The following is a 26,546-nucleotide window of genomic DNA, read 5'->3' as shown; positions in this document are numbered from 1 at the left end:
TAATTGTTTAGGCCATATCTAATCATTATCACTCCATGCAAAATTTATGAATAAAAAAATTTTTATTATTATTGTGTTAATTGTTATTTTAATTTCAATGACAATTCTAATTCGATCACATAATAGCCAGCTTATATTACAAGGCGAGGTTGATGCACCTAATGTTAGTATTTCGTCAAAAGCGAAAGGGCGTGTGCAGGTAATACACGTCAATCGCGGTGATGATGTAAAACCAAGCGATATATTAATAACGCTTGATAGTCCAGAGCTATTAGCACAAGTCAAAGCGGCACAAGCGGCTTGCGACCAAGCACGAGCTCAAGTTGCACTTTCTGAACATGGAACACGTGAAGAAAGCATTCGCTATTATGAAGCGTTACTTCAACAAGCTAAAGTTGCTTATGATAATGCATCCAAAGAATATGATCGTAACAAAGTGATTTCGGCCAAAGGTTATGTTTCTCAATCGATTTTAGATAATGCATTAAAAACGCGTGATGCAGCCTTTCAACAAGTTCAGTCAGCACAAGCGAATTTAGATCAAGCCAAAAATGGTGATCGTATTGAACAACGTGAAATTTATGATGCTAAATTAAAAGAGGCTGAAGAGCAGCTTAAACAATTACAAATTCAATACGATGATTTACAAGTAAAAGCCCCTGTTGACGGTGAGGTTGGTTCAATACCAGCCGAAGTTGGCGAGTTATTTAATGCCAATAGTCCATTATTGACTGTAATTCAACTACCAAAAGCGTACTTTATATTTAATCTTCGTGAAAATATTATGCCTAATATTCATAAAGGCGATCATGTTAAGCTTGAAGTCCCAGCTCTTGGTAATAAAGAAGTTGAGGCTGAAGTTCGTTATATTGCACCCATGGGTGATTATGCAACAAAACGTGCAACACGAGCCACTGGTGATTTTGATTTAAAAACCTTTGAAGTTAGACTTTATCCAACAACTCCTATTGCCGGTTTACGTGCAGGTATGAGCACACTATGGAAATTAGACAACTAGTTTGGGATTTTTGGCACCGCTTCAAAGAAGCGTTTAACGCTGAAATACCTGCGATATTTAAGCGGTTTACTTTCCATTGGTTAATGTGGATCTTACCGCTAATTATTTTTATATTAATCAGTAGTATCTTTTATCGTGGTGTACTTTTTGATCTACCTGTTGGCTATATCGATAATGATAAAAGTGTTTTATCGCGTGAAATCGTGCGCGATCTTAATGCTGGAGCACATGCCAATCTGGTCAATTATGATAGCCAGCTTGCTGAGGCTGAACGTGATTTGCAAAAAGCAAAAATTTATGCCATTTTTTATATTCCACCGAATTTTGAAGCAGATGTATTAGCCGGTCGGCAGCCAACCCCAATGCTATATTATAACGCGTTATATTATAGTGCTGGGCTATATTCTATTATGGATTATTCTGGCCTAATTGCGGCATTAAATACCCAATACCGTAGCACAATGGCAACTAGTATTGGGATACCAGTACCTAAGCTTGCAAAAGTAAACTTTAATTATGATGGATTGTTTAATGCCAGTGGTAATTCAATGTACTTTCAACAATTTTCGGCTGTCGTGCATCTACTACAACTGTTTGTTGTCACAACAACGATTCATCTATTAGCACAATTACCAAAGCGGACTCGCCCTAATTATCCATTTGTTTTAGGGAAATTAGCGCCTTATACCATTTGGTTTACTATGTTGCTTATTTTCGAAATTGCGATGCTTGTTCTGTTTTCTCATGCTCGTGTATCCGGTTCGCCTTTTGCCATGGTGACGGTGGTATTTTTCTATGTGATTGCCGCTCAAAGTATTGGTATTTTTCTATACACTTTTACTAAAACCCCTATTGATGCTTATACTTATATAGGTATTTTAGTTGGACTTGCGTTAACTTATTCTGGTGTTGTTGTACCTGAATTATCTATGCCTTGGATTGCAAGGTTTATTTCATCACTAGAACCATTAACTTATGCTCTTAATAAGCTGTTCGATCTGTTTTTACGTCACTCTAGTTATCTTTCAGTGTTAAAAACCTGTGTTATTTTAATGGTCTACCCAATAATTATTACCGTGTTAGTGAGAAAACGTCTAGTAAGACGACTACATTCACAGTAAGAGGAAACACCAAGATGCTTAAAATATTTTGGTCTTCATTTATAAAAATATTTTTGCTTTTATTAGTTAGACCAATGTGGTTGTTGCTACTATTGTCTGTCTCATTGATGAGTTTAGTTTATAGTAATGGCACTATTACCAGTTTGCCGGTTGCGATAATCGATCAAGATCATACGCCAACCAGCCGAAGTTTAATTCGTTCTTTAAATACCAGTTCAAAAATAGAGACCATTATATATGAGAGCTCTCTGCAAGCTTATGATGATATTAATAATCACCGACTTTTTGCGGTATTTACGATTCCAAGAGATTTTGAAAAACGGTTATTAAATGGCGAAGAAGTGACAATACCTGCATATGGCGATGCTTCAAGTCGTTTAGCTAATGGTTTAATACAAGTCGATATAAAAGGGATCTATCAACAGATATTAACTCAATATAATACTCGAATAATGCGTAATAGTGGGTTTTCAGATAAACAGATCAATATTATTTTATCGCCAATAAATGGTCAAACAGAACCACTTTATAATCCAGGTGTCAGTTTTGCCGCTATTACCTTTCCGGGTTTATTAGTAATGTTATTGCAACATTCATTTTTAATTGCCTCAACACGTACTAATATTACATTAAACTCGTTACCGCAAGGTAAACCACCAAAAATTGTCATATTGGGTAGCTTGTGTGGTCTTATACCGGTATGGTTATTTTTATCCATTGTACTGTTTGGTTTGTGGCCTTGGGTACTTGGTTATCGACAGCTTGCAAATATACCTGAAATTCTAATTATGACATTCCCATTGTTACTTGGTGTTTTAGGATTAAGTAAATTACTGACAGAATGTTTACGTAAAACTGAAATGATTTATCTCACACTTGCATTTTTGACAACACCAGTATTTTATTTATCAGGTACAATTTGGCCACTTGATGCCATGCCATTTGGGGTACAAATTGTTTCCAAAATGTTACCATCAACTTGGGCAACCAATATGATTGCAGGTGTAAACCAAATGGGCTTAGGCTTACTTGATAATTTATTCAATGTTTTTATGATTTTATTGTTGGGGATCATATATGGTTCACTTGGTTTTTTTATTGCAGCATTGAGGGAAGGTCGAGTAAGACGATTCTTAAAGAGCTATCGAACGTAAAACTAGAAAAGTAACATAATAAGTAAAACATGATTAACGTTTAAAATGCAAAAATAATATAGTGTCTTATATGTGAAGACTTAATTTTGCCAATCAACTTTATGGCTATATTTGGAAAGTGGTTTATTTATACCAACATTACCACTATTTAACAAACATATTGATTCGGTTTTACAATTTAATTAACACAAAGACGGGATACTTTTTTATTACTATGGTCAAACTTGCTTTATTGACTAATTTACTTTATTGTTTGAGTATTATTTTGAGCTAGCTCACGTTTATTTAAATTTAATATCGTTTTACTCAATGTTAGCGTTATACTAAATTTAATTAAAAATGACAGCAAAAGGAGAGTAGGTGATGGAGTTTGATACTTCAATTCTTTGCGATTATTACCCTGAAGATGTTAACGTAGTTGAACCAATATTTAGTAATTTTGGTGGTGTGACATCATTTTCAGGTCAAGCTGTAACAGTTAAGTGTTTTGAAGATAACGGGTTACTATACGAAATTTTACAATCAGATGGCTCAGGTAAAATTTTAGTGATTGATGGTGGAGGTTCTGTTCGTCGTGCATTAATTGATGCTGAACTGATTGATATCGCAATTCAAAATCAATGGGCAGGCATTATTGTTTATGGTGCAGTTCGCCAAGTTGATTATTTGGCAGAAGCTGACATTGGCATTCAAGCACTTGCAGCCATCCCAGTTGGAGCCGAAGATCAAGGTGTTGGTGAAATCGATATTCGTGTGAATTTTGGTGGGGTGACCTTCTTTTCTGGCGATTTTATCTATGCTGACAACACAGGTATTATCTTATCTGAAATTGCACTTGAAATTGAAGATAAATAAAAATAGGCATACCGCCGATAAGTATCGGCGGATTCTATTGATAAATAAATTATTTTCTAAAATTTTTAACAAAATAAGTCTATTTTTAAAGCGTTCGATTACGAATATAACCACCAGTCACCGTTTTAATTAACCCTTTTAATTCCATATCTAATAATTTGGTCGTCACTTCTGAAATTGACATATTGATTTGCTGAGCAATCATATCAATCGGAATAGGTTGATGATGAATCACTGCAAAAATTTCAGGATATAAAATAGAATTATTTTGTTCTTCTTTTAGTTGATTATACGAGTTATTGGCAACTGATAAATAACTACAATAATGCTCTAAAATATCAGCCGGTTTAGAAACTAAATAGGCGCCTTGTTTAATTAAATAGTGTGTTCCACTACAGTTTTCATTATTAATGTCACCCGGTAAAGCAAATACATCGCGATTTTGCTCAAGTGCATAGCGCGCAGTAATTAACGAGCCGCTTTTTTCTGAAGCTTCAACCACAAAGGTACCTAAACTTAATCCACTAATAATTCGATTTCGACGAGGGAAATAGACTGATCTAGCCTTTTCAAATGGCAAAAATTCGGACACAATTGCACCATTTTGCGCCAAAATATCATTTGCTAAGTTTAAATTTGATCTTGGTGCAATCTTTGCTAAACCACTACCTAACACCGCAATTGTATGACCCGACACCTCAAGTGCACCACGATGACAAATTGCATCTAACCCCAGCGCCAAACCACTGGTTATGGTTAAACCATTAATAGCCAATTCACCTGCGAAATATCGCCCCCATTGAGCTCCATATTCACTAAATTCACGGCTTCCAACCATAGCCAGTTGAGGAGAATGTAATAACTGTCGATTACCTAAAACAAACAGTAACAAAGGCGGAGAGCAGATTTGTTTGAGTAACAACGGATAATCACTATCACAATAGGCAATAAGATGTTTTTGTGAGCTGGGAGAATCTAACCATTCAAGTATTGGTTCAAAATGAAGATATGAAGTTTCATAAAAACGCGCTAATTGAACATCTAATAAGCCCAGCTTATCTAACAAAAAAGGCACATTTTGTATTTTATCAGGTAAATCATTTGCAAAAAGTTGTCCAATTTTTTTAAAAATAGCTTGTTTGCCATGTCCAAGCATTGAAATTCGTAATAAGAACTCATATTTACTCATCATAACTTTTTGCACTCATTTTAAATAATTTAACTATCTTGAATTGATAAGATAAATACTAGCAATAGCCAACAAGGACTATTCATCAGTATGATAAATGTTTACAATGAGCAATTGATTGAATAAACCCGAAATTTGAGGAGTAGATCGAATAATTTATGGCTATTTTACCGGTATTACGTTTTCCTGATGAGCGGCTTCGCAAAGTTGCTAAACCTGTTACCCAGTTCACCCCTGAGTTACAAACGATCATTGATAATATGATCGAAACCATGTACGACGAAAACGGTATTGGGCTTGCTGCAACCCAAGTGGATGTGCATGAGCAAATTATTGTGATTGATGTATCAGAAGATAAAAGTCAAGTTTATGTGATTATCAATCCAGAAGTCATTAGTCAAGAAGGTGAAACCGGTATAGAAGAAGGTTGCCTATCAGTACCTGATTGTCGAGGTTTTGTACCGAGGGCTGAAAAAATCAAAATCAAAGCGCTTGATCGTCATGGTAATCCTTATGAAATTGACGCCGACGAGCTATTAGCTATCTGTATTCAGCACGAAATGGATCACTTAAAAGGTAAACTCTTTGTTGATTATCTTTCACCATTAAAACGTCAACGAATCGAGCAAAAAATGAAAAAGCTTACCCGCGAAGAGCAACGGAATAAATAAACTTAACCGCCAAAGTGGTTGGCGGTTACCTGATTTAAACTAAATTATTTAGCAACAATGACCATCGCAGGACGAATTAAACGACCATTTAAGGTATAACCTTTTTGAATCGTATTAACAATTTGGCCTGATTGATGTTCTGGTGATTCAACCATGCTTATCGCTTGATGTACATCGGGATTTAATTGTGAATCTTCGGTATTAATCACTTCAATACCAAATTTTTTGACCGTATCTAAGAATGATTTTAATGTCAATTCTAACCCTTCAACAGTGGCTTTATGTTCAGGATTAGCTTTGTCTGTTGATTCTAAAGCGCGTTCTAGATTATCGATAACCGGTAATAATTCATTAGAGAATTTTTCTAGTGCAAATTTTCGTGCTTTATCAACATCTTGCTCAACACGTTTACGAACATTATCAATTTCAGCCCGTGCACGAATCATAGCTTCGCTTTCATTTTTTTTCGCCAATTGTAAGGCTTGCTCAAGCTCTGCAATGCGTGCATCTTTTGCGCTTAATTGTTCTTCAAGATTTGGCTGTGACGCTACTTCTTGTTCGATGGTATCTTCTGCTGGTGTGTCAATGCTAGTTTCATTTTCTGACGTATTTTTATCTTGTTCTGTCATAAGGTACTCCAAATAATGTAGTCGAAAACTTAGTGAATAACGGTTATTATGGGGACAATTTTTATGATTACAAGCTTATCAGTACATTGATATGTAATTTTTTGACCTGTCACGAAAAAATACATAGTGTTTATATAACAAATTACAAGGATATTTTATGCAAACACCATTTAAATGCATTGGTCTAATTGGACTTCCGCGTAAGTTAGAAGCAATTGAAACCCATCAAGTGCTTTATGATTGGCTTGTTAATCTTGGTATTCGTGTGTTAGTGGAAGATCGCTTGGCGGAGCACATCCAATTCCCCGTTAGCCATTACGCCTCGTTAGAAACAATTGGCCAGCAAGCTGACCTAGCCATTGTTGTAGGCGGGGATGGCAATATGTTACGTTCCGCGCGTTATTTATCACCATATAAAATCAAAGTGATCGGTGTTAATCGTGGCAATTTAGGTTTTTTAACCGACATATCACACGAACAAGTGATTGAACAATTAAGCCCTGTGATTGCCGGCAAATATGACGATGACCCTCGTTTTTTACTCGAAGTTTCTATTTATGACAAAGGCAATTTAATTAATTCGAGTTTTGCCGTAAACGAAATTGTTGTGACCCCAAATACGGTTGCCCACATGATTGACTATGATGTGTACATTAATGAACGCAATGCGTTTTCACAGCGAGCTGATGGGCTGATTATTGCAACACCGACAGGCTCTACCGCTTATTCACTATCGGCGGGTGGGCCAATTTTAGCACCTCATTTAGACGCATTAATTATTACACCAATGTTTCCGCATTCATTAGCTGTCAGACCATTGGTCATCAAGGGCGATGTGCCTATTCATCTTAAATTTCCAACGACAGCACTTGATTTAAATATCGCTTGTGATAGCCAAATTATTTTACCGGTCAAACCAACACAAGATGTGATTATTCGTCGATCTTCGTATGAATTTAATTTGATTCATACCAAAGATTATGATTACTTTAATAATCTTTCAACCAAATTAGGTTGGTCACAAAAGATGTTTTAGTTTTTTGTCGAAACTTTCAGGAAAGTATTCGTTTTAGTATAAAATTTCATTTTAAATAATCAATGTTGTGGCATAAACGGTGAATGATGAAAAGATAGCTGCAATCACATCATCTACCATAATGCCAAATCCACCGGGTACACGTTTATCAAACCAGCGAATTGGCCAAGGTTTTGCCATGTCAAACACTCTAAATGCCACGAAAGCTATGGCAACCCAACTAACTGAAAGTTGCGGAATAAAAAATAGGGTGATCCACATGCCGACAAATTCATCCCAAACGATATGCCCTGAATCGTGAGTATGTGTATCATCCGAGGTTTTTTGACAAATAAAACAACCAAAAATAAAAGTCACTAAAATAAATATCCAGTATAAAGCTGGCTGTAAACCATAAAACAAAAGCCATAAGGGGATAGCCATTAATGAACCCATGGTACCCGGCATAATCGGTGACATGCCGCTACCTAATCCAACTGCTAAAAAATGAATGGGATTAGTCAGTTTTAGGTATTTTTTAAAATCTGTATTGCGCTCTTGTTTGGTCATGATTCAATATTCTTTTAGATAAAATTATGCCGACATTACGTCGGCAAAAAGAAAGGTGCTTATTTTAACAAAACACCTTTGTATTGATTATGACAATATTATTCGTCTTTGGTTAATGTTGCAACCATTACCGCTTTAATGGTATGTAACCTGTTTTCAGCTTCGTCAAATACAATACTATGCTCAGACTCAAATACGCTATCTGTTACCTCAAGCCCATTGGTTAAGCCATATTGTGCTGCCATTTGTTTACCCATTGTCGTATTCATATCATGAAAAGCTGGCAAGCAGTGCATAAATTTGACATTTGGATTATTGGTAAGTTTGATTACATTGTCATTCACTTGATAAGGCGTTAATAATTTAACTCGCTCATCCCAAACTTCCTTAGGCTCACCCATTGATACCCATACATCAGTATATAAAAAGTCGACGTCTTTAACGCCCAAAATCACATCTTCAGTTAAGATAATTTTTGCACCTGTTATTTTGGCAATATCTTGGCACTTTTGCACAAGTTCGGCTTCCGGCTGACAAGCTTTTGGTGCAACTAATCGAATTTCCATCCCCATTAAAGCTGCACCTTCCATTAATGAATTTCCCATATTATTCCGAGCATCGCCTAAATAGGCAAATTTAATTCTGCTTAATGGGCGATCTCCTATATGCTCTTTCATTGTCATAAAATCGGCTAATATTTGGGTTGGATGTGCTTCGGTCGTTAAGCCATTCCAGACTGGCACACCTGCATATTTTGCTAACGTTTCAACAATTTCTTGACCATAACCACGATATTCAATTCCATCATACATTCGACCTAGCACGCGCGCGGTATCTGCAATTGATTCTTTATGTCCAATTTGGCTACCACTAGGTCCTAAATAAGTGACATTCGCACCTTGATCAAATGCACCAACCTCGAAAGCACAACGAGTACGGGTAGAGTCTTTCTCAAAAATTAACGCGATATTTTTACCTATCAAATGTTGTTGTTCTTGCCCTTGTTGTTTGGCTTGTTTTAATTCAATGGCAAGATTAATTAATTGATTGATTTCGGTAGGGGTAAAATCGAGTAATCGTAAAAAATGGCGCTGATAAAAACCGTGCATAATATTGCTCCTAATAACCGTAATTATTCAAAAGATTCTATTTGAATAATTATGCAAATTCAAGCTAAACATTATAATAATCCCAATATTTTAGCTTATGTTGAGAAATGTCTAAAAAATTAGACTTGTTTATTAAGATAATTTTTATAATATTGCTTCTTTTGTACAAAAAAGTGTAATAAAATGACCAATTATTGTATCCTTACAGATAAGTAAATTTGAATTTATATTCAAAAATAACGACAATTTATTCAAAAGGTCTTTTTTATCATGCAAACTTATGCCCTCCTTATGTTACAAGATGGTTCGCAATTTATCGGAAAATCGATTGGTGCTGATGGACACACTGTTGGGGAAGTAGTATTTAACACCTCCATGACCGGCTATCAAGAAATCCTTACTGATCCTTCTTACTGTGAACAATTGGTTACATTGACTTACCCTCATATTGGTAATGTCGGGACAAATGATGATGATGCCGAATCCAGCCAAGTTTATGCAAAAGGGTTGATTATTCGTGATTTGCCATTATTAGCCAGTAACTATCGAAGCGAACTCGATCTTTCCAGCTATTTAAAAAAGCATAATGTTATTGCCATTGCCGATATTGATACGCGGCGCTTAACGCGTATCTTGCGTGAAAAAGGATCCCAGCATGGTGTTATAATAACATCAACGGATAAAAAGACTTTACTTGAAAAAGCCGAAATAGCCAAACAACAGGCAATAAATTTTAAAGGATTAAGTGGGCTTGATTTAGCTAAAGAAGTGACGTGTTCAACAAGTTATATTTGGACTCAAGGCATATGGACAAGACTGCCGTCTAATCCAATGCCAGAAAACCAATTACCATACCATGTTGTTGCTTATGATTTTGGCGTAAAACGCAATATCCTGCGCATGTTAGTTGAGCGTGGTTGTAAATTAACTGTCGTACCAGCCAAAACGACAGCAGAAGCAGTCCTTGCATTAAAGCCCGATGGCATATTCTTATCTAATGGCCCAGGTGATCCAGCTCCTTGCCGTTATGCAATTGAGGCTATTAAGCAGTTTTTAAATACTGACATTCCTATCTTTGGCATCTGCTTAGGCCATCAACTTTTAGCGCTGGCATGTGGGGCAAAAACAATTAAAATGAAGTTTGGTCATCATGGCGGAAATCACCCCGTTAAAGATCTTGAAAATAATCGGGTGATGATCACCGCCCAAAATCATGGTTTTGCGGTAGATGAAACAAGTTTACCTGCTTATCTAAGAGCCACTCATAAATCACTATTTGATGGTTCACTGCAAGGTATTCATCACAATTACAAACCAGCTTTTAGTTTCCAAGGTCACCCAGAAGCCAGTCCAGGGCCACATGATGCCGCACCTCTTTTTGATCACTTTATTGAGTTAATTAAAATTTATAAGCAGGAGCAATAATTATGGCTAAGCGAACAGATATCAACAGTATATTAATTATTGGCGCAGGCCCAATTGTTATTGGTCAAGCATGTGAATTTGATTATTCGGGTGCACAAGCATGTAAGGCGCTACGTGAAGAAGGCTATCGCGTTATTTTAGTTAACTCCAATCCTGCTACTATCATGACGGATCCTGAAATGGCCGATGCAACTTATATCGAGCCAATTCATTGGACATCCGTTCGCAAGATTATTGAACAAGAAAGACCCGATGCTATTTTACCGACTATGGGTGGGCAAACAGCGCTAAATTGTGCATTAGAGCTCGAAAAGCAAGGCGTATTAAAAGAATTTAATGTCGAAATGATTGGTGCAACAGCCGATGCTATAGATAAAGCCGAAGATCGCAAACGGTTTGATGAAGCCATGAAAAAAATTGGCCTTGATACCGCACGATCAGGTATTGCGCATTCGCTTAAAGAAGCTTATGCCGTTCTTGAGCAGGTTGGTTTTCCCTGTATTATTCGCCCGTCCTTTACCATGGGAGGAACGGGGGGCGGAATTGCGTATAACACAGAAGAATTTGAAGAAATCTGTACCCGTGGGCTCGATCTTTCACCGACTAATGAACTGCTCATCGATGAATCATTGATAGGCTGGAAAGAGTACGAAATGGAAGTGGTGAGAGACAAAAATGACAATTGTATTATTGTTTGCTCAATTGAAAACTTCGATCCAATGGGCATTCACACTGGTGATTCAATTACCGTTGCGCCAGCACAAACATTGACGGACAAAGAGTATCAAATCATGCGTAATGCATCAATTGCCGTACTGCGTGAAATTGGCGTTGAAACTGGTGGCTCCAATGTACAATTCTCGGTTGATCCTAAAACCGGGCGATTAATTGTTATTGAGATGAATCCGCGAGTATCACGTTCATCAGCGTTAGCTTCTAAAGCTACTGGCTTTCCAATTGCTAAAATCGCTGCTAAGTTGGCAGTTGGCTATACTCTTGATGAATTATCGAATGATATTACAGGCGGTAAAACACCTGCCTCATTTGAACCGTCGATTGATTATGTGGTCACTAAAATCCCACGCTTTAATTTTGAAAAGTTTGCTGGTTGTAACGATCGTTTAACCACGCAAATGAAATCGGTTGGTGAAGTCATGGCTATTGGGCGTACTTTTCAAGAATCATTACAAAAAGCATTGCGAGGGCTTGAGGTTGGCGCTTCAGGATTTGATCCTAAAATTGACGATTATACCGATGAAAAAAATATCACCAAAATTCGTTATGAACTCCAAGAAGCGGGCGCCGATCGTATATGGTATATTGCCGATGCCTTTAGGGCTGGATTGAGTTTAGATGAGATTTTTACATTAACCAATATAGATCCTTGGTTTTTAGTGCAAATTGAAGAGCTGGTTAGTTTTGAAAACAAGCTAAAAGAGCAGTCACTTGCACAGCTTGATCCAGAAACATTATGGCAATTAAAACGTAAAGGTTTTTCAGATTTACGCATTGCCAAACTACTTAATACCACTGAGCAATCGGTTCGCAATTTACGTTATCAATATCATATTCATCCCGTTTATAAGCGGGTAGATACCTGTGCGGCTGAATTTGCAACGGATACTGCTTACCTTTATTCAACCTATGAGCAAGAGTGTGAAGCCAATCCTCAATTTAACCGTAAAAAAATTATGATCCTAGGTGGTGGTCCTAATCGAATTGGTCAAGGTATCGAGTTTGATTATTGCTGTGTGCATGCGGCATTAGCTCTGCGTGAGGATGGTTATGAAACCATTATGGTTAACTGCAACCCAGAAACTGTGTCAACCGATTATGATACTTCTGATCGCCTCTATTTTGAGCCAGTCACGCTTGAAGATGTGCTTGAGATTGCGCATGTTGAAAAGCCAAATGGTGTTATTGTGCAATATGGTGGACAAACACCACTAAAACTCGCCCGCGCACTTGAAGTCGCAGGTCTACCTATTATTGGTACCTCACCAGATGCTATCGATAAAGCCGAAGATCGTCAACGCTTTCAAGAAGTTGTCGATAAACTGAAATTAAAACAACCTGTCAACGCAACAGTGACTGATATTAATGAGGCAGTCATCAAAGCAGAAAAAATAGGTTATCCATTAGTGGTTAGACCTTCTTATGTATTAGGGGGGCGCGCAATGGAAATTGTTTATAATGAACAAGATTTACGCCGTTATTTTAAAACAGCCGTAAGCGAATCAAATAATGCGCCTGTTTTACTCGATCACTTTTTAGATGATGCCATTGAAGTTGATATCGATGTGATTGCTGATGGCGAACAAATTGTGATTGGTGGCATTATGGAACATATTGAACAAGCAGGCATTCACTCTGGTGATTCCGCTTGCTCACTGCCAACCCACACCTTAACTGTAGAGATTTTAGATAAACTACGACAGCAGGCCAAACAATTGGCACTTGAACTTAATGTAAAAGGCTTAATGAATGGACAATTTGCTATTAAAGATAACCAAATTTATTTGATTGAAATTAATCCTCGTGCAGCACGTACCGTACCGTTTGTCTCAAAAGCAACAGGTTTACCACTGGCTAAAATTGCCGCTCGCGTGATGACAGGGCAATCGCTTGCCAAGCAAAATGTGACTAAAGAGGTGATTCCAGCTTATTATTCGGTAAAAGAAGTGGTATTGCCATTTAATAAATTCAGTGGTGTTGATCCAATCTTAGGTCCAGAAATGCGCTCAACGGGGGAAGTGATGGGAATCGGTAAAACTTTTGCTGAAGCCTTTGCTAAAGCGCAACTTGGTAGCTTATCCAATATGAAAAAATCAGGAAAAGCATTATTATCGGTTCGTGATCAGGATAAAACAAGGCTGTTAGAAGTCGCTAAGCGATTAATTGCCCATGGATTTAGTATTGACGCAACTATCGGCACGGCAAAAGTGTTACAACAAGCAAATATACCATGCCAAATTGTAAAAAAAGAAAACGAAGGGCGACCGAATATCCATGATCACATAAAAAATGGCGAGTACAGCTATATTCTTAATACCACCTCTGGACGAGCAGCCATTGAAGCGTCAAAAATATTGCGTCGAAGTGCTATTCAATATAAGGTACATTACGACACCACCATGAATGCTGCCTATGCCACAACGGCAGCACTTAATTACGATCCGGCACAAACTGTAACGCCATTACAGCAACTTTATTGATAAACAAAAAGACCAAGACGAGCAATGCTCGTCTTTAAAAATCCTTGCCATGATATAATAACTTTGCAATCACTCAATTGCTCGTAATAGATAATAAAATGCTCGTTTTTAATATAAAATAATGTTAGTTTATTTGCTATATTTCAATTAATTTAATCAGTTATCATCATGGATATGATTCATTCTTCTGATCTAAAAACGATCATGCATTCCAAGCGAGCCAATATTTATTATTTAGAGCATTGTCGTGTTTTGGTTAATGGTGGACGAGTTGAGTATGTGACTGAGCAAGGTCAACAGTCGTTATATTGGAATATTCCAATAGCAAATACCACCTGTATTTTATTAGGTACGGGTACATCATTGACGCAAGCGGCAGTCCGAGAGCTTTCACGGGCAGGTGTCATGATTGGCTTTTGTGGCGGAGGCGGAACGCCCCTTTTTTCATCTACTGAATCTGAATTTGCCTGCCAGTTTTTCTCGCCACAAAGTGAATATCGTCCGACAGAATACCTACAAAGCTGGTGTCAATTTTGGTTTGATGACAAACGTCGATTACAAGCGGCTAAATTATTACAACAAACACGGCTTAATATTATTAGTGAGTGTTGGCCGCAATTTGATTGGGATGTTGATACAACGCAGTTAGCGCATATTCTTACTGATGCAACACAACAATTTACCGATGTTGATAATAGCCAAGCACTTTTAGCTGCAGAAGGGCGAATTAGCAAACGTCTTTATGGCATGGCAAATCAATTAACCTTACAAGATGACAAATTTAAACGAGAACAAGGCACACGAGGCAAAAGTCATGATCCCGCTAATCAGTTTTTAGATCATGGTAACTATTTAGCCTATGGCCTTGGCGCAACGGCTTGTTGGGTGTTAGGTCTCCCTCATGGGCTGGCTATTTTACACGGAAAAACTCGCCGAGGTGGCTTAGTGTTTGATGCGGCAGATATTATTAAAGATGGCATTGTGTTACCTCAAGCCTTTTTATCAGCCAAACAAGGGGACAGTGAAAAAGAATTTCGTATGGCATGTATTGCGCAATTTGCTCAATTAGGTGCACTTGATAGGATTATTGATACTTTAAAACAGATAGCAGATAAAATATGAATATTTTACTTGTCAGCCAATGCAAAAAGAATGCATTAACTGAAACGCGTCGCATTATTGATCAGTTCGCTGAGCGTTGTGGTGAACGAACATGGCAAAGCCCAATGACCGAAGCAGGGCTACAAACGCTTTATAAATTATTACGCAAAACTGCACGAAAAAATACTGCTGTTGCATGTTATTGGACACATGGTAAAAATTTAACTGACCTTTTATGGATTGTGGGCGATCGCAGTCAGTTTAATCAAGAGGGACGAGTCCCAACTAATCGTACTAAACGTAATATTTTACGCAGTGACAGCGAAAATTGTTGGCAATATGCAACCGCTATTCAATTAATTACAACCATAGCGGCACTACTTCATGATTTAGGTAAAGCAACAATTGGTTTTCAATCTAAATTACGAGCAGTAACGGCTGTGGCGGCTGATCCTTATCGACATGAATGGATTTCGTTGCAATTATTTTTATTAATGATTCAAGACTGCACCACCAACGAAGCCTTATTTAATCGATTAGCGCATTTTACTGAATATCAACAACAGTATCCTAATTGGTACAAGCAGCTTACCAAAGTTGAAAAAAATGATCTTACGCAGTTACCATTATTGGCACAATGGATTGAGTGGCTCATTGTGTCGCATCATAGAATGCCGTTTTTACCGGATTCATTAACGGGGGATATTAAAAATTTACAGAAAATAGATTTTGATATATCTGGTTTAACTATCCGAAGTTTTTATAAAACATTTAAGGCAATTGATAAATGGGTTAAAAATAGTCATAGTCAACACACTTCACCCAACGATTTTTGGCAGCTTAAAAGCGATATTACCTTAAGTCAGCCTTGGCTGAAAAAACTAAGCCGTTATGCAGCCAAAGCCTTAAATCATGTTCCCTTAATGCAATTGTCTAATATTGACGAGTTTTTATTGCATATTTCGCGTTTAAGCTTAATGGTGGCTGATCATAACTACTCAAGTTTATCTTTAGCAAATGAAGAAGCCGAAAAAAATAAAGCAATCTTAATTGCCAATACCAATTACCTGAAAAAAGCGAAGCAACGTTTAGATGATCATTTAATCGGTGTTGCTAATTTTTCAGCCCGCTTTGCTCGTTTATTACCTAAAATAATCACGGAATTACCCGCAATCAATCAACATAAACCTTTTACCAAACGAACAACTATAAAACGATTCCAATGGCAAAATCATGCTTTTGATTTAGCAAAAAGTTATCAACCAATATCTGATGAATGTGGCTTTTTTGGCGTGAATATGGCATCGACTGGCTGCGGTAAAACTTTAGCCAATGGGCGAATAATGTATGCGCTTTCTAATCCTAAACGGGGCGTGCGTTTTACCATTGCATTGGGATTACGTGTTTTAACGTTGCAAACAGGTAAAGCATTAAGAGAAAGATTACACTTAAGTGATGAACATCTGGCGATTTTAGTGGGTGGGCGAGCTACAAAAACCTTGTTTGAGCTAAGTAATGAAGACATTGAACAAAACGATTCTCCAAAAAGTTCAGAAAGCCAAGGTAGTGAATCTATCGAATCGTTACTTGATGAATATATTGATGTAGCAGAAAGTGGTATTGCTGATTGTGAACTAGGCACCATTATCGAAAACAGTAAAGCAAGACAATTGCTTTATGCCCCTATTGTGACATGTACAATTGACCATATTATTCAAGCTAGCGAATGTAGCCGAGGCGGTAAATATATTGCACCAACGTTAAGATTGTTAACCTCAGATTTGATTTTAGATGAACCCGATGATTTTGATCAACACGACTTGCCAGCGCTGGCGCGTTTAGTGCATTTAACTGGGTTGTTTGGTAGCAAAGTACTACTGTCATCGGCGACCTTAACGCCAGATTTAATTGCTGGATTATTTGACGCTTACCAAGCAGGGCGAAAAATTTGGAATCAAAATAACCAATATGCCGATAATACCATTGTATGTGGTTGGTTTGATGAATATGAACAGTCGATATCACAAATTGCTGATACCAAAACGTTTAGTGATCACCATCAACAATTTGTAGCAATGCGCATTCATCAATTAGCACAAAGTGCAATCCGCCGTAAAGGGCATATTTTGGATCTACTAAATTACCAAGAAAATAAAACAGAGAATCAAAAATTCAATTATGGTGTGCTAGCTAAACAATTATTAGATCAAGCTTATCAATTTCACCAAGATCATCATCAAATTGATAAAAAATCACAAAAAAAGGTAAGTATCGGTTTAATGCGTTTTGCCCATACAGAAGATGTTATTTTACTCACAGAACAAATTTATGCACAAACGAAGTTACCTAATGATACCGCTTTTCATATCGTGGTTTATCATGCTCGGCAACTGCTGTTATTACGTAGTCAATTAGAAGAAAAGCTCGATAGAATTTTAAATCGCAGTGATGAACAAGCACTATTTAGCCAACCCGAAATTCTCAAAGCGATAAAAGGTAGCAAGAAAGAAAACCATATTTTTATTGTAATAGGTACGCCAGTCACCGAAGTTGGGCGCGATCACGATTATGATTGGGCAATTGTAGAACCATCATCCATGCGATCTATTATTCAGTTAGTTGGACGAGTATGGCGTCACCGACCACAAAAAATTGCACAAAAGGCCAATGTGGCCATATTAGGATCGAATTTAAAAGCAATTGAATTTAATTATCGTACTGATCAAGCCTGTTTTACTAAACCAGGTTTTGAAGAAAAGCCATTATTCTTGCTGAAAACCCATAAAACAAATGAACTAATTCCTGATCATCAGTTAGTAAATATTGATGCTATTCCACGTATTAATTCTTGCCCTGAAGATGGGCTGACTCTCGCCGAATTAGAACATAAGGTCATGGCAGATCTGTTTGCGATTAATGCCCGTAAAAGTAATTATGTGACCAGCTATTGGCAACAAGGTTTAGCTCATCACCATTGTGTGCATTTACAGGCGATTTCACCATTTAGAGGAAATGATGAGACGCAAGATGAATATATTTGCCAACTTGACGACGATGGCGATTATCAATTTAGCTATGCAGATATCGCATGGCAAACACCAGATGAGCGCTGCGAAGATACACAAAATAGTATAATTGAATATAAAAACTGGTCATTTGCTAATCCTAACATTCAACCTTGGTTGGTTAATAGTGTCGAGCAAGCCATAGCAAAAATAACCGAATATTTCCCAAATAAAACGCCATATCGCTTAGCAAATGAATTTTGTAGCGTAAGCTTATATCGCAATTGCAGTTGGTGTTTTCATCCTTATTTAGGATTTTATGAAAAGAAAGGATAAAAGAATATCAGTTTTTATACTGAAACACATAGTTACCTGAAACTTTTTGACAAAATATCGTCAGGTGAATAATGGTTGCTAGTAAAAGGTAGGGAATTCTTTTATACTTGATGGCACTGCTGTGTAAGCAGTTTAGAAACATTAAATTTTTGTTTTAATTTAATAGTTCCACCGCCGCATAGGCGGTTTTTATTTGCCAATAACGCTTAATTTATAAAAATAACATTCCCATTATATTTTACTTTTAATTTATTATTGATCTATTCGCTTTTTTCGTATATATTTGTTTCGTGATTTACTCACAAATATTAAGAAGCTCTTATCCGATGTTTACGTCATTTGATAAGAGCATATTTCAACCTAGGCATAAATGAAGGAGAAATACTATGTCTAATAATAAATATTTTGTTATACCTCGTCAAATTTCTTTTGATAAAGAATTACTAAATCAAGTGCAAAAATTTGTTATTGATTCGCCTGCTGCTAATGATGAATTAATTGTTGGATTACCTACGCAATCTAAATATTATTCAATTCGAGATCTAATGAAAATTCTAAATATTTCGACAATTAAAGAAATTAAATATTTGGTTAAGAAATTAAAGCTTGAACAAGATAATTATAGATATCTTAATTCCAATAAAGAATGGGTGTATAACAGTAATGCTTTAAATATATTGAATTTATACTTAAAATTTAAAGCAGCATAGCATTAAATTAAAGGCTTATATTTAATGATATAAGCCTTTTTAATTTCGAAAAAATATAAGGAGGGCCAATGAACAATATTTCTTGGCAAGATATAAGAAAGGTAATTTTAGACTTTCTACAACAACGGCTTGCCAATAATAGTAATTATAAAAGTGAAACCGCTAAGCTAGAAAAAGCAAAAGAAGCGGGTGATTTAGTTGCAGTTAATGAAGCTCAGCAAAAGTTAGATGAGTTAGCCAAGCGATTTGATTTTGAAACGTGGATGGAAGATGCAGCTATTCGTCGTATTTCATGGCTTCTTATTGCTACCCATATAGCTAAAGGAGTTCACCCGAGCTCGAAGGCTTGTAACGCAAATTACAATACACAGATAAAGCCTAATAATCTGAATAATTTAGTATCATCTGCTACAGTGAACACTTTGCCTTTTGATGCCAGTGGCGCTGCGGCTTTAGATATATTTGGGCTTTTAAACCAAGTTGTTAAAAATGATATAACAATTTTACAGCTTATTATTAATAATCACCCTGCTGTTCAAAAAGCTTTATCTGATGATAAAAGTAAGTCTGCTCTTTATTTGGAAAATTTTAAGCAGTTACTTAAAGATAATTGGAGTGATGCGCAGGCTTCGGAACTTAATAAGCAAATTTTCTGGCCGAATAGTGAAGAAACTTATTTGTCACAGCATGAAAATAATTACCGCTTATTGATTCCACTACATCCTAGTGCTTTGTGCCATTTGGTTTATCAGAAGGTGCAAACCCGATTTTCGGAAGAAAATAAAAATGCACGAGAATTACGTAAAAAAAAGGATGTTGAGTATCAATCTTATTTTTCTTTTCATGATTTAGCCGTTGTTAAACTGGGTGGCAGTAATGCTCAAAATGCAAGCCAACTTATTGGTAGTCAAATGGGGCGTAATTTTTTGTTACCTTCCATGCCACCTAAATTTCAAAAACCTCAGTTTCCATCAATTACAAATTTTCAAGAAACCATTTTTAATAGTTCATTTCAATATTATTGTCGATATGGTTTTAAGTTATTATTTGATACTGTTGAAGCAAAAAAAAATATTTTTGTTGTGAGAAACAATAGAAAAGAGGCTTTTTTTGTCATCTTAACATTAATTCTTAAGTTCGTTGCGCATATCCAAATGACCAAAAGGGCTGGTTGGAGTAGGGAATCCTCACTAAATCTAACTCAACAACTTTGGCTTGATCCAAAACGAGTCATGTTGGATGGCGAAACCGATTTTAAAATAAGATATGAACAAAGCGATTGGCAACAAGAATTAGAAAAGCAATTTGCTTTTTGGATTCAAACTATTTTAAAAGAAAAATTTAAAAATTTTAAACAGCAATTTGCTGATCCTGAATTTAGCGAATGGCGCCGTGAATTTAATGCAGCGGTAAAAGCAAGTCAACGTAAAAGGGAGGGGATATTTTAATGGCATCATTACGTTATTATTTATTATTTGATCATGTCAAAATCCATAATGCCAATGCGATTTCTAGCCCATTAACGTATGGATTCCCAGCTATTTCGGGGTTTCTAGGCGCTATTCATGCTTTAAGTCGTAAAATTGAATCAGAAAATCCTATTTACTTAGATGGCGTGTTAATTGCATGTCATGAATGTGATGTACAAGTTTATCGACCAAACAACTATGCCGATTATACGTTTCGATTAACACGCAATCCACTAGCTAAAAATGGTAGTACTCGTTCAATTATTGAAGAAGGGCGAGTTCATCTAGATGTTTCATTACTTGTTGAGGTAAAAATTGAAGATCGTGAAACATTAGATGATGCAGATGAGCAGCAAGCATTCATCCAACAGATGAAACAAAAACTTTACCAGCAACGTGTTGCTGGTGGGCACGTTGTCGATATTGAATCAGTCGCACTATATTCTGCATCAGAATCAAATAAAAACTTAATCAATGCACTATTACCCGCATTTGTTTTAGTTGAAGCACCACAAGATTTGCAAGATATCACCGCTGAACTACAGCAACAAGATCCTAATGCTACAGAGCTTGAGGCCTTGATTGAAACTGCAATGTTACATCATCATCCTCAAGAAAAAGATCATTGGCAAACCACATCGGTTAAACAAGGTCGCGGTTGGCTTGTGCCTTTACATTTGGGCTATCAAGCTATTTCACCGTTATTTTCAGCGGGTAAGGTTGAACATGCGCGCAGTAATGAGCATGCCACGCAATTTGTGGAGTGTATTTATGGGCTTGGTAAATGGGTCTTTCCTTTACGCTTAAAAGAGAATTTATCACAGGCTTTTTGGCGTTATAAATGTAGTGAATTGCAATCTAATGATGCAGAAATTTATATTATCAATCAAGAAACCAATTAAGTAAATTTAGAAAATTATAGAATAAGGAATACATTATGAGTAAAGATAAAATCACCACCGCCAGCGTACTTGCTTTTGAACGTAGTTTTGATATTTCTGATGCGATTTTTGCACAGCAAGATAATGCAGATGCCACTAAATTATCTCCTGTTGTAGTCACTGAAAAATCAGTCCGAGGCACTATTTCAAATCGTCTTAAAAATGCAGTTGCAAACGATCCAACCAAATTAGATGCTGAAATACAAAAGCCAAATTTACAAACAGTTGATGTTGCTGCGTTAGATGCTGATAAAGATACTTTGGTTGTGACATGGAGCTGCAAAGTGTTGCCATTTTTAGGTAAACCTTCCGTGTGTAATGATATCGAATATCAAAAAGAACTAGAAAAAACAACGCAGGATTATATTCAAACGCAAGGAATGCTTAACTTGGCTAAGCGTTATGCCATTAATATCTTAAATGGTCGTTGGTTATGGCGTAATCGTATGGCCGCGGAGCACATTAGCCTTTCAGTTACTCGAAAAAATGATAAAAAACCATTCATTGAAGTCAGCGATGTTAAACAATACCAGCTTAATGCATTTGATTATGATGATAAATCGGTGAATGATCTTGCTAAACTGATTGAAGCAGGATTATCCGGTAAAGAGTTTGTGATTTTTAACGTTGAAGCCAAACTGAAAATGGGCTTAGGTCAAGAAGTCTATCCGTCACAAGAATTAATCCTAGATACGGGTAAAACAAAAAGTAAAGTATTGTATGAGAAGAACAAACAAGCCGCCATGCATTCACAAAAAGTCAGTAATGCTATCCGAACCATCGATACTTGGTATGAAGATAATGCACAATTTCCAATAGCGATAGAACCGTATGGCTCGGTTACTTCAATGGGGCATGCTTTCCGCCAACCAAAACAGAAATTAGATTTTTATACCTTATTTGATAATTGGATTTTAAAAGGTGAAAAACCATCGCTTGATCAGCAACATTATGTAATTGCGGTATTAATTCGTGGTGGTGTCTTTGGTGCCAGCGGTAAGGAGTAAATAAGATGCACTCACATTATTTAGAGTTGCGAGCGATTTCGCAAATTGAGATAACCGAAGTGGATGTGATGAATCAAGTGATGCAATCACTACACCAAATTTTGGTCAATCACCAAGGAAATATCGCAATTAGCTTTCCTTGTTACCATGTGCACCGAACATTAGGCGGAGTGATTCGCCTATTGGGCACCGAGCAGGAACTGCAAAACCTTAAAGCAGATATACAGCAAAAATCATCAATTAGCGATTATGCTTTATTGATGCCTATTACTACAGTACCAACGACGATAAAAGGCTATTTACGTTTTAGCCGTGTCAATCCGAAAGGTCAGAGTGCGTTAAGGCGTGCCGAAAAACGATTAACAGCACAAGGTAAATGGACGCCTGAAGTGAAAAATAAAATGATTGAAAAGTGGGGAAGCGTTCATTTGCAATATCCACATTTTCATTTGAATAGTAAAAGTACAGGGCAAAAATTTATTTTGTGGATAAAACAAGAACAATGCCCAGAGCCAGTACAAGGGACATTTAATAGCTATGGATTAAGCCAAACCGCAACGGTTCCTGATTTTTAAATTTCAAACCCTTTTTTTGATGATGATTTTAACATATTGATTATTATTAATATTAAAATTGACTCAAAAAAAGGGTAAAAATTGGGTAAAGTACAATATGCTCTTTTCCAATAAGGAACTATTGAGCACCAATTTGCGTGCTAACTTTTATCTCTCGATTATCGGTAATTTCTAAATTCGATAGCACGGCTAATTGAGGAAAGCTCGGTCTTAAAAATTGCGATAACATCGGTCTTAATGCATGATTCACTAGTAATACTGGTGGAGCACCGATGGCATCTTGTTGATTAATGGCTTGTCTAATTTGTTCAATAATGTGTTCGGCAAGTCCTGGTTCAAAATTATTGGTATTTTGTAGTGCTTGTAATAACAAACGTTCTAAATTGATATTTAACCCTATGACATTAATTGGAGCATATCCCGGGAACCATTGCTGTGTAATTACTCTGCCTAATGCTATTCTAACTATACTTAGTAATTGATAAGCGTCATTTTGGGTTGGTGCATGCTCGCAGATTGTTTCAATGATAGTTCGCATATCTCTAATTGATACTTTTTCGGCGATCAGGTTTTGTAAAATTTTATGAAAAGTGGTTAATGTCACAACGCCAGGAATAAAGTCTTCCACTAATTTAGGAATATCTTGTTTTATTCTGTCGAGAAGTTCTTGGGTTTCTAAGCGCCCTAACAAATCGCCAGCAAATTGTTGTAGTAAATGATTAAAATGAGTAGCGATCATAGTACTTGTATCTACAACGGTATATCCCAATATTTGAGCATTTTCTTTATCGTTTTCATCTATCCAAATTGCAGGCAATCCAAAAGCGGGTTCAGTCGTTGCAATACCCTCAATGGTTTCTGTTACATTACCCGGATTAATGGCTAACCATTTGTTATTAACAATTTCCCCGTTGCCTATTTCGCCACCTTTGATAAATATTTTATATTGATAAGGCGCTAACGAAAGATTGTCTCTTATATGCACCTGAGGGGGTAAAAAACCCAATGTTTGCGCAAATTTTTTGCGTAAACTACGAATTCGCCCTAACAACTCACCGTTTTGAGTTTGATCGACCATTGGAATTAATCCATAACCCACTTCCATTGCTAATATATCTTCAATATTAACATCAGACCATGTCGCTTCTATATTGGCCGGCGTGGTTGCTTGCACATTAGCTTGTTTGGGTGTGGTTGTCTGTTCTGTTTTTTTCTGTTTAGTTAGCCACCAAGCAATAATAGATAAAAAAGCTGTGAACAGTAAAAATACTAAATTTGGCATGCCGGGAATTAGCCCAAGTAAACCAATTACAACAGCGGTTAAAATCAAAACTTGTGGATTATTAAATAACTGCTTGAGCATCTGCTCACTGACATTGTCTTGTGATGTGACTCGAGTCACAATAACTCCTGCTGCCGTTGAAATAATCAGTGATGGTATTTGTGCAACTAATCCATCGCCAATAGTCAGCAACACATAGGTTTTACTCGCATCAGAAAGAGCCATATCATGTTGCATAACTCCTACCAATAAACCGCCAATAATGGTAATTGCCATGATAAGTAATCCGGCAATTGCATCTCCACGTACAAATTTACTGGCACCATCCATTGAACCATAAAAGTCAGCTTCTTGAGTGACTTCTGTACGACGAGCTTTGGCCTCATCTTCACCAATTAAACCTGCATTAAGATCGGCATCGATTGCCATTTGTTTACCTGGCATGCCATCTAATGCAAAGCGTGCTCCTACTTCGGCTATCCTGCCTGCACCTTTGGTGATGACCATAAAGTTAATAATGACCAAAATAATAAATACCACAATACCAATAGCAAAATTACCGCCAACTAAAAAGTGCCCAAAAGCTTCAATAACCCGTCCAGCAGCAGCGCTACCTGTGTGCCCTTTTAATAAAACGACTCGTGTAGAGGCAACGTTTAAAGATAACCTTAATAAAGTTGCAAATAATAAAACGGTTGGAAATGCTGCAAAATCAAGCACTCGTTTAGTAAATAATGCCACAATTAATATAATAATTGATAAAGCAATATTAAACGTAAAAAACAGATCCAAAATAAATGCTGGCAAAGGTAATACCATCATTGAAAGAATCAATAAAATGAGCATTGGTCCAGCTAATATCTGATAGTGACCATTTTTTAATGTATTAATTGATAATAAATTAAGTAGTTTAGATTTAATCATAAGATTAGTTATTGCCTTTATTTATTTACGGATAGTGACTCTGGTACGGGTAAATTATTAGGTTTTACTGGTTTATTCCCACCATATTTATGCCAATGTTTTAATTGATATACCCAAGCTAAGATTTGAGCAACAGCGGCATATAGTTCGGTTGGAATTGTTTCACCTATTTCGCCGTGGCGATATAAAGCTCGTGCAAGCGGAGGTGCTTCTAATTGGGGAATGTCATGTTCACTAGCTATTTCTTTAATGCGCAGTGCAAGTTTGTCAGTACCTTTTGCCAATAACTTTGGTGCCATCATTGTTTTTTCATCATATTGCAAAGCAACGGCATAATGAGTTGGATTAGTAACAATAACATTGGCTTTAGTAACATCTTTCATCATTCTTCGTCTAGCGATCGCTTGTTGCATTTGGCGAATTCGCCCTTTAATTTGCGGGTTTCCCTCTTGCTCTTTAAACTCATCTTTGATCTCTTGTTTTGACATTTTTAATTTTTTTAAATTACTCCAAATTTGATAAAAAATATCAAATCCCACCATGGGTATTAACGATATAACGCTTAGCATTCCACAAAGAATGACTAACTGTATTGCTTTAGCTAAAGCATTATTAAAATACGTATGTGGTAACGAAAGCATATTAGGGAAATGGTGCATTAAAAACCATGTTGAAGTCATAGCAATTAACATCACTTTAAGTATACTTTTTAACAATTCAGAAAAAACTTTAGTACTAAATATTCTGCCAAATCCAGATATTGGATTTAGTTTTTTAAAATTTGGCTTAATTGATTGAAAGCTAAATAGTAAACCACCTACACAAAGTGGCGCGAATATAGCAACAATAACCAAACCAAAAAAAATTGGGACTATTGACCAAAAACCCTTGGTTAACAAGTCAACTAAATTAAAGACGAGTAATTTATCATCACTTGTTTTATACGAAACTGTTATTGCTGTTCTTATGACTGCGATTAACTGGTTAACTAAGTGTGAGCCCAAAAACTCAAATAAAGTGATACCTATTAACAAGATTAACAACGAAGTTAATTCGCGAGATCGAGGGATCTGCCCCTTTTCTTTAGCCTTTTTTATTTTGCTATCGGTGGGATGTTCGCTTTTATCTAGATCATTATCGTCAGCCATGATGAAATTAAATAAAACTGCATAGTTTGATTAATATTTACAATGCTAACAGTATGAACTAATTACTAACGAGTTAT

General features: G+C 36.5%; 21 protein-coding genes. 15 read left to right on the top strand and 6 right to left on the bottom strand.

The genetic code is table 11. From position 1 onward, the window contains the following. The first annotated feature begins 46 nt into the window (after positions 1-46). The 4 genes from ACYH9I_RS08740 (at position 47) to rraA (ending at position 4,148) form a co-directional block, all read left to right on the top strand. Positions 47-1,018, top strand: coding sequence for an HlyD family secretion protein (locus ACYH9I_RS08740; protein WP_483560379.1), 972 nt, complete (start codon positions 47-49; stop codon positions 1,016-1,018). Continuing rightward, positions 1,000-2,139, top strand: coding sequence for an ABC transporter permease (locus ACYH9I_RS08735; RefSeq protein ID WP_483560378.1), 1,140 nt, complete (start codon positions 1,000-1,002; stop codon positions 2,137-2,139). The genes ACYH9I_RS08740 and ACYH9I_RS08735 overlap by 19 nt, the downstream gene beginning before the upstream one ends. A gap of 14 nt (positions 2,140-2,153) precedes the next feature. Beyond that, positions 2,154-3,293, top strand: coding sequence for an ABC transporter permease (locus ACYH9I_RS08730; protein WP_483560377.1), 1,140 nt, complete (start codon positions 2,154-2,156; stop codon positions 3,291-3,293). Positions 3,294-3,656: 363 nt separating this feature from the next. Continuing rightward, entirely contained in the window at positions 3,657-4,148 is a 492-nt protein-coding gene (gene rraA / locus ACYH9I_RS08725; RefSeq protein ID WP_483560424.1) for a ribonuclease E activity regulator RraA, read from the top strand. A gap of 85 nt (positions 4,149-4,233) precedes the next feature. Here rraA and dprA read toward each other — a convergent pair whose 3' ends face one another. After that, positions 4,234-5,340, bottom strand: a complete 1,107-nt coding sequence (gene dprA, locus ACYH9I_RS08720) for a DNA-processing protein DprA (RefSeq protein WP_483560376.1) — start codon at positions 5,338-5,340, stop codon at positions 4,234-4,236. A gap of 155 nt (positions 5,341-5,495) precedes the next feature. On the opposite strand from dprA, the gene def reads away from it, so the two are divergent. Continuing rightward, positions 5,496-6,008 carry a peptide deformylase gene (gene def, locus ACYH9I_RS08715; protein ID WP_174796488.1) on the top strand — a complete coding sequence of 171 codons (513 nt, stop codon included), beginning with the start codon at positions 5,496-5,498 and terminating at the stop codon, positions 6,006-6,008. A gap of 44 nt (positions 6,009-6,052) precedes the next feature. On the opposite strand, the gene grpE is transcribed toward def, so the two are convergent. Next, positions 6,053-6,637: a nucleotide exchange factor GrpE gene (grpE, locus tag ACYH9I_RS08710; RefSeq protein ID WP_483560375.1), complete on the bottom strand. Its 585-nt coding sequence runs from the start codon at positions 6,635-6,637 to the stop codon at positions 6,053-6,055. A gap of 157 nt (positions 6,638-6,794) precedes the next feature. Between grpE and nadK the strand changes: the two genes are divergently transcribed. Further along, entirely contained in the window at positions 6,795-7,673 is an 879-nt protein-coding gene (nadK, locus tag ACYH9I_RS08705) for an NAD(+) kinase (protein WP_483560374.1), read from the top strand. Positions 7,674-7,724: 51 nt separating this feature from the next. On the opposite strand, the gene ACYH9I_RS08700 is transcribed toward nadK, so the two are convergent. After that, the gene (locus ACYH9I_RS08700) at positions 7,725-8,222 is read right to left on the bottom strand and encodes a phosphatidylglycerophosphatase A family protein (RefSeq protein WP_483560373.1); all 498 of its coding nucleotides are present in this window, start codon (positions 8,220-8,222) and stop codon (positions 7,725-7,727) included. A gap of 98 nt (positions 8,223-8,320) precedes the next feature. After that, positions 8,321-9,331, bottom strand: coding sequence for an ornithine carbamoyltransferase (gene argF, locus ACYH9I_RS08695; RefSeq protein ID WP_483560372.1), 1,011 nt, complete (start codon positions 9,329-9,331; stop codon positions 8,321-8,323). 270 nt (positions 9,332-9,601) lie between these two features. Here argF and carA point away from each other — a divergent pair, with 270 nt between their 5' ends. The 9 genes from carA (at position 9,602) to cas6f (ending at position 23,115) form a co-directional block, all read left to right on the top strand. Then, positions 9,602-10,756, top strand: a complete 1,155-nt coding sequence (gene carA / locus ACYH9I_RS08690) for a glutamine-hydrolyzing carbamoyl-phosphate synthase small subunit (RefSeq protein WP_483560371.1) — start codon at positions 9,602-9,604, stop codon at positions 10,754-10,756. A 2-nt stretch (positions 10,757-10,758) separates the two neighbouring features. Continuing rightward, on the top strand, positions 10,759-13,971 hold the full coding sequence (gene carB, locus ACYH9I_RS08685) for a carbamoyl-phosphate synthase large subunit (RefSeq protein ID WP_483560370.1): 3,213 nt from the start codon (positions 10,759-10,761) through the stop codon (positions 13,969-13,971). 168 nt (positions 13,972-14,139) lie between these two features. Then, positions 14,140-15,093, top strand: coding sequence for a type I-F CRISPR-associated endonuclease Cas1f (cas1f, locus tag ACYH9I_RS08680; protein ID WP_483560369.1), 954 nt, complete (start codon positions 14,140-14,142; stop codon positions 15,091-15,093). Next, a complete protein-coding gene (gene cas3f, locus ACYH9I_RS08675; protein WP_483560368.1) occupies positions 15,090-18,413 on the top strand; it encodes a type I-F CRISPR-associated helicase Cas3f in 3,324 nt (1,107 codons plus the stop codon). The genes cas1f and cas3f overlap by 4 nt, the downstream gene beginning before the upstream one ends. Positions 18,414-18,799: 386 nt before the next feature. Next, positions 18,800-19,123, top strand: coding sequence for a hypothetical protein (locus ACYH9I_RS08670; RefSeq protein WP_174787115.1), 324 nt, complete (start codon positions 18,800-18,802; stop codon positions 19,121-19,123). Between the two features lie 68 nt (positions 19,124-19,191). Next, entirely contained in the window at positions 19,192-20,571 is a 1,380-nt protein-coding gene (gene csy1 / locus ACYH9I_RS08665; protein ID WP_483560367.1) for a type I-F CRISPR-associated protein Csy1, read from the top strand. Further along, the gene (gene csy2, locus ACYH9I_RS08660; protein ID WP_483560366.1) at positions 20,571-21,494 is read left to right on the top strand and encodes a type I-F CRISPR-associated protein Csy2; all 924 of its coding nucleotides are present in this window, start codon (positions 20,571-20,573) and stop codon (positions 21,492-21,494) included. Before csy1 ends, csy2 begins: the two co-directional genes overlap by 1 nt. A gap of 35 nt (positions 21,495-21,529) precedes the next feature. After that, positions 21,530-22,540: a type I-F CRISPR-associated protein Csy3 gene (csy3, locus tag ACYH9I_RS08655; protein WP_483560365.1), complete on the top strand. Its 1,011-nt coding sequence runs from the start codon at positions 21,530-21,532 to the stop codon at positions 22,538-22,540. A 5-nt stretch (positions 22,541-22,545) separates the two neighbouring features. Then, on the top strand, positions 22,546-23,115 hold the full coding sequence (gene cas6f, locus ACYH9I_RS08650; RefSeq protein ID WP_483560364.1) for a type I-F CRISPR-associated endoribonuclease Cas6/Csy4: 570 nt from the start codon (positions 22,546-22,548) through the stop codon (positions 23,113-23,115). 118 nt (positions 23,116-23,233) lie between these two features. Here cas6f and flhA read toward each other — a convergent pair whose 3' ends face one another. Both flhA and flhB read right to left on the bottom strand, forming a co-directional pair. Beyond that, entirely contained in the window at positions 23,234-25,321 is a 2,088-nt protein-coding gene (gene flhA, locus ACYH9I_RS08645) for a flagellar biosynthesis protein FlhA (protein ID WP_483560363.1), read from the bottom strand. Between the two features lie 17 nt (positions 25,322-25,338). Beyond that, entirely contained in the window at positions 25,339-26,469 is a 1,131-nt protein-coding gene (flhB, locus tag ACYH9I_RS08640; RefSeq protein ID WP_483560362.1) for a flagellar biosynthesis protein FlhB, read from the bottom strand. Positions 26,470-26,546: the final 77 nt, after the last annotated feature.

The organism is Gilliamella sp. X-23 (genome assembly GCF_057063545.1).
This window is presented reverse-complemented; position numbering and strand designations above follow the sequence as displayed.

Coding starts and splice junctions, on each gene's coding strand:
- rraA (WP_483560424.1), top strand. CDS start 3,657: ATGGAGTTTGATACTTCAATTCTTTGCGATTATTACCCTGAAGATGTT.
- ACYH9I_RS08700 (WP_483560373.1), bottom strand. CDS start 8,222: ATGACCAAACAAGAGCGCAATACAGATTTTAAAAAATACCTAAAACTG.
- def (WP_174796488.1), top strand. CDS start 5,496: ATGGCTATTTTACCGGTATTACGTTTTCCTGATGAGCGGCTTCGCAAA.
- cas6f (WP_483560364.1), top strand. CDS start 22,546: ATGCACTCACATTATTTAGAGTTGCGAGCGATTTCGCAAATTGAGATA.
- ACYH9I_RS08670 (WP_174787115.1), top strand. CDS start 18,800: ATGTCTAATAATAAATATTTTGTTATACCTCGTCAAATTTCTTTTGAT.
- cas3f (WP_483560368.1), top strand. CDS start 15,090: ATGAATATTTTACTTGTCAGCCAATGCAAAAAGAATGCATTAACTGAA.
- cas1f (WP_483560369.1), top strand. CDS start 14,140: ATGGATATGATTCATTCTTCTGATCTAAAAACGATCATGCATTCCAAG.
- csy3 (WP_483560365.1), top strand. CDS start 21,530: ATGAGTAAAGATAAAATCACCACCGCCAGCGTACTTGCTTTTGAACGT.
- csy1 (WP_483560367.1), top strand. CDS start 19,192: ATGAACAATATTTCTTGGCAAGATATAAGAAAGGTAATTTTAGACTTT.
- dprA (WP_483560376.1), bottom strand. CDS start 5,340: ATGATGAGTAAATATGAGTTCTTATTACGAATTTCAATGCTTGGACAT.
- ACYH9I_RS08730 (WP_483560377.1), top strand. CDS start 2,154: ATGCTTAAAATATTTTGGTCTTCATTTATAAAAATATTTTTGCTTTTA.
- ACYH9I_RS08740 (WP_483560379.1), top strand. CDS start 47: ATGAATAAAAAAATTTTTATTATTATTGTGTTAATTGTTATTTTAATT.
- nadK (WP_483560374.1), top strand. CDS start 6,795: ATGCAAACACCATTTAAATGCATTGGTCTAATTGGACTTCCGCGTAAG.
- csy2 (WP_483560366.1), top strand. CDS start 20,571: ATGGCATCATTACGTTATTATTTATTATTTGATCATGTCAAAATCCAT.
- flhA (WP_483560363.1), bottom strand. CDS start 25,321: ATGATTAAATCTAAACTACTTAATTTATTATCAATTAATACATTAAAA.
- carB (WP_483560370.1), top strand. CDS start 10,759: ATGGCTAAGCGAACAGATATCAACAGTATATTAATTATTGGCGCAGGC.
- argF (WP_483560372.1), bottom strand. CDS start 9,331: ATGCACGGTTTTTATCAGCGCCATTTTTTACGATTACTCGATTTTACC.
- carA (WP_483560371.1), top strand. CDS start 9,602: ATGCAAACTTATGCCCTCCTTATGTTACAAGATGGTTCGCAATTTATC.
- ACYH9I_RS08735 (WP_483560378.1), top strand. CDS start 1,000: ATGGAAATTAGACAACTAGTTTGGGATTTTTGGCACCGCTTCAAAGAA.
- flhB (WP_483560362.1), bottom strand. CDS start 26,469: ATGGCTGACGATAATGATCTAGATAAAAGCGAACATCCCACCGATAGC.
- grpE (WP_483560375.1), bottom strand. CDS start 6,637: ATGACAGAACAAGATAAAAATACGTCAGAAAATGAAACTAGCATTGAC.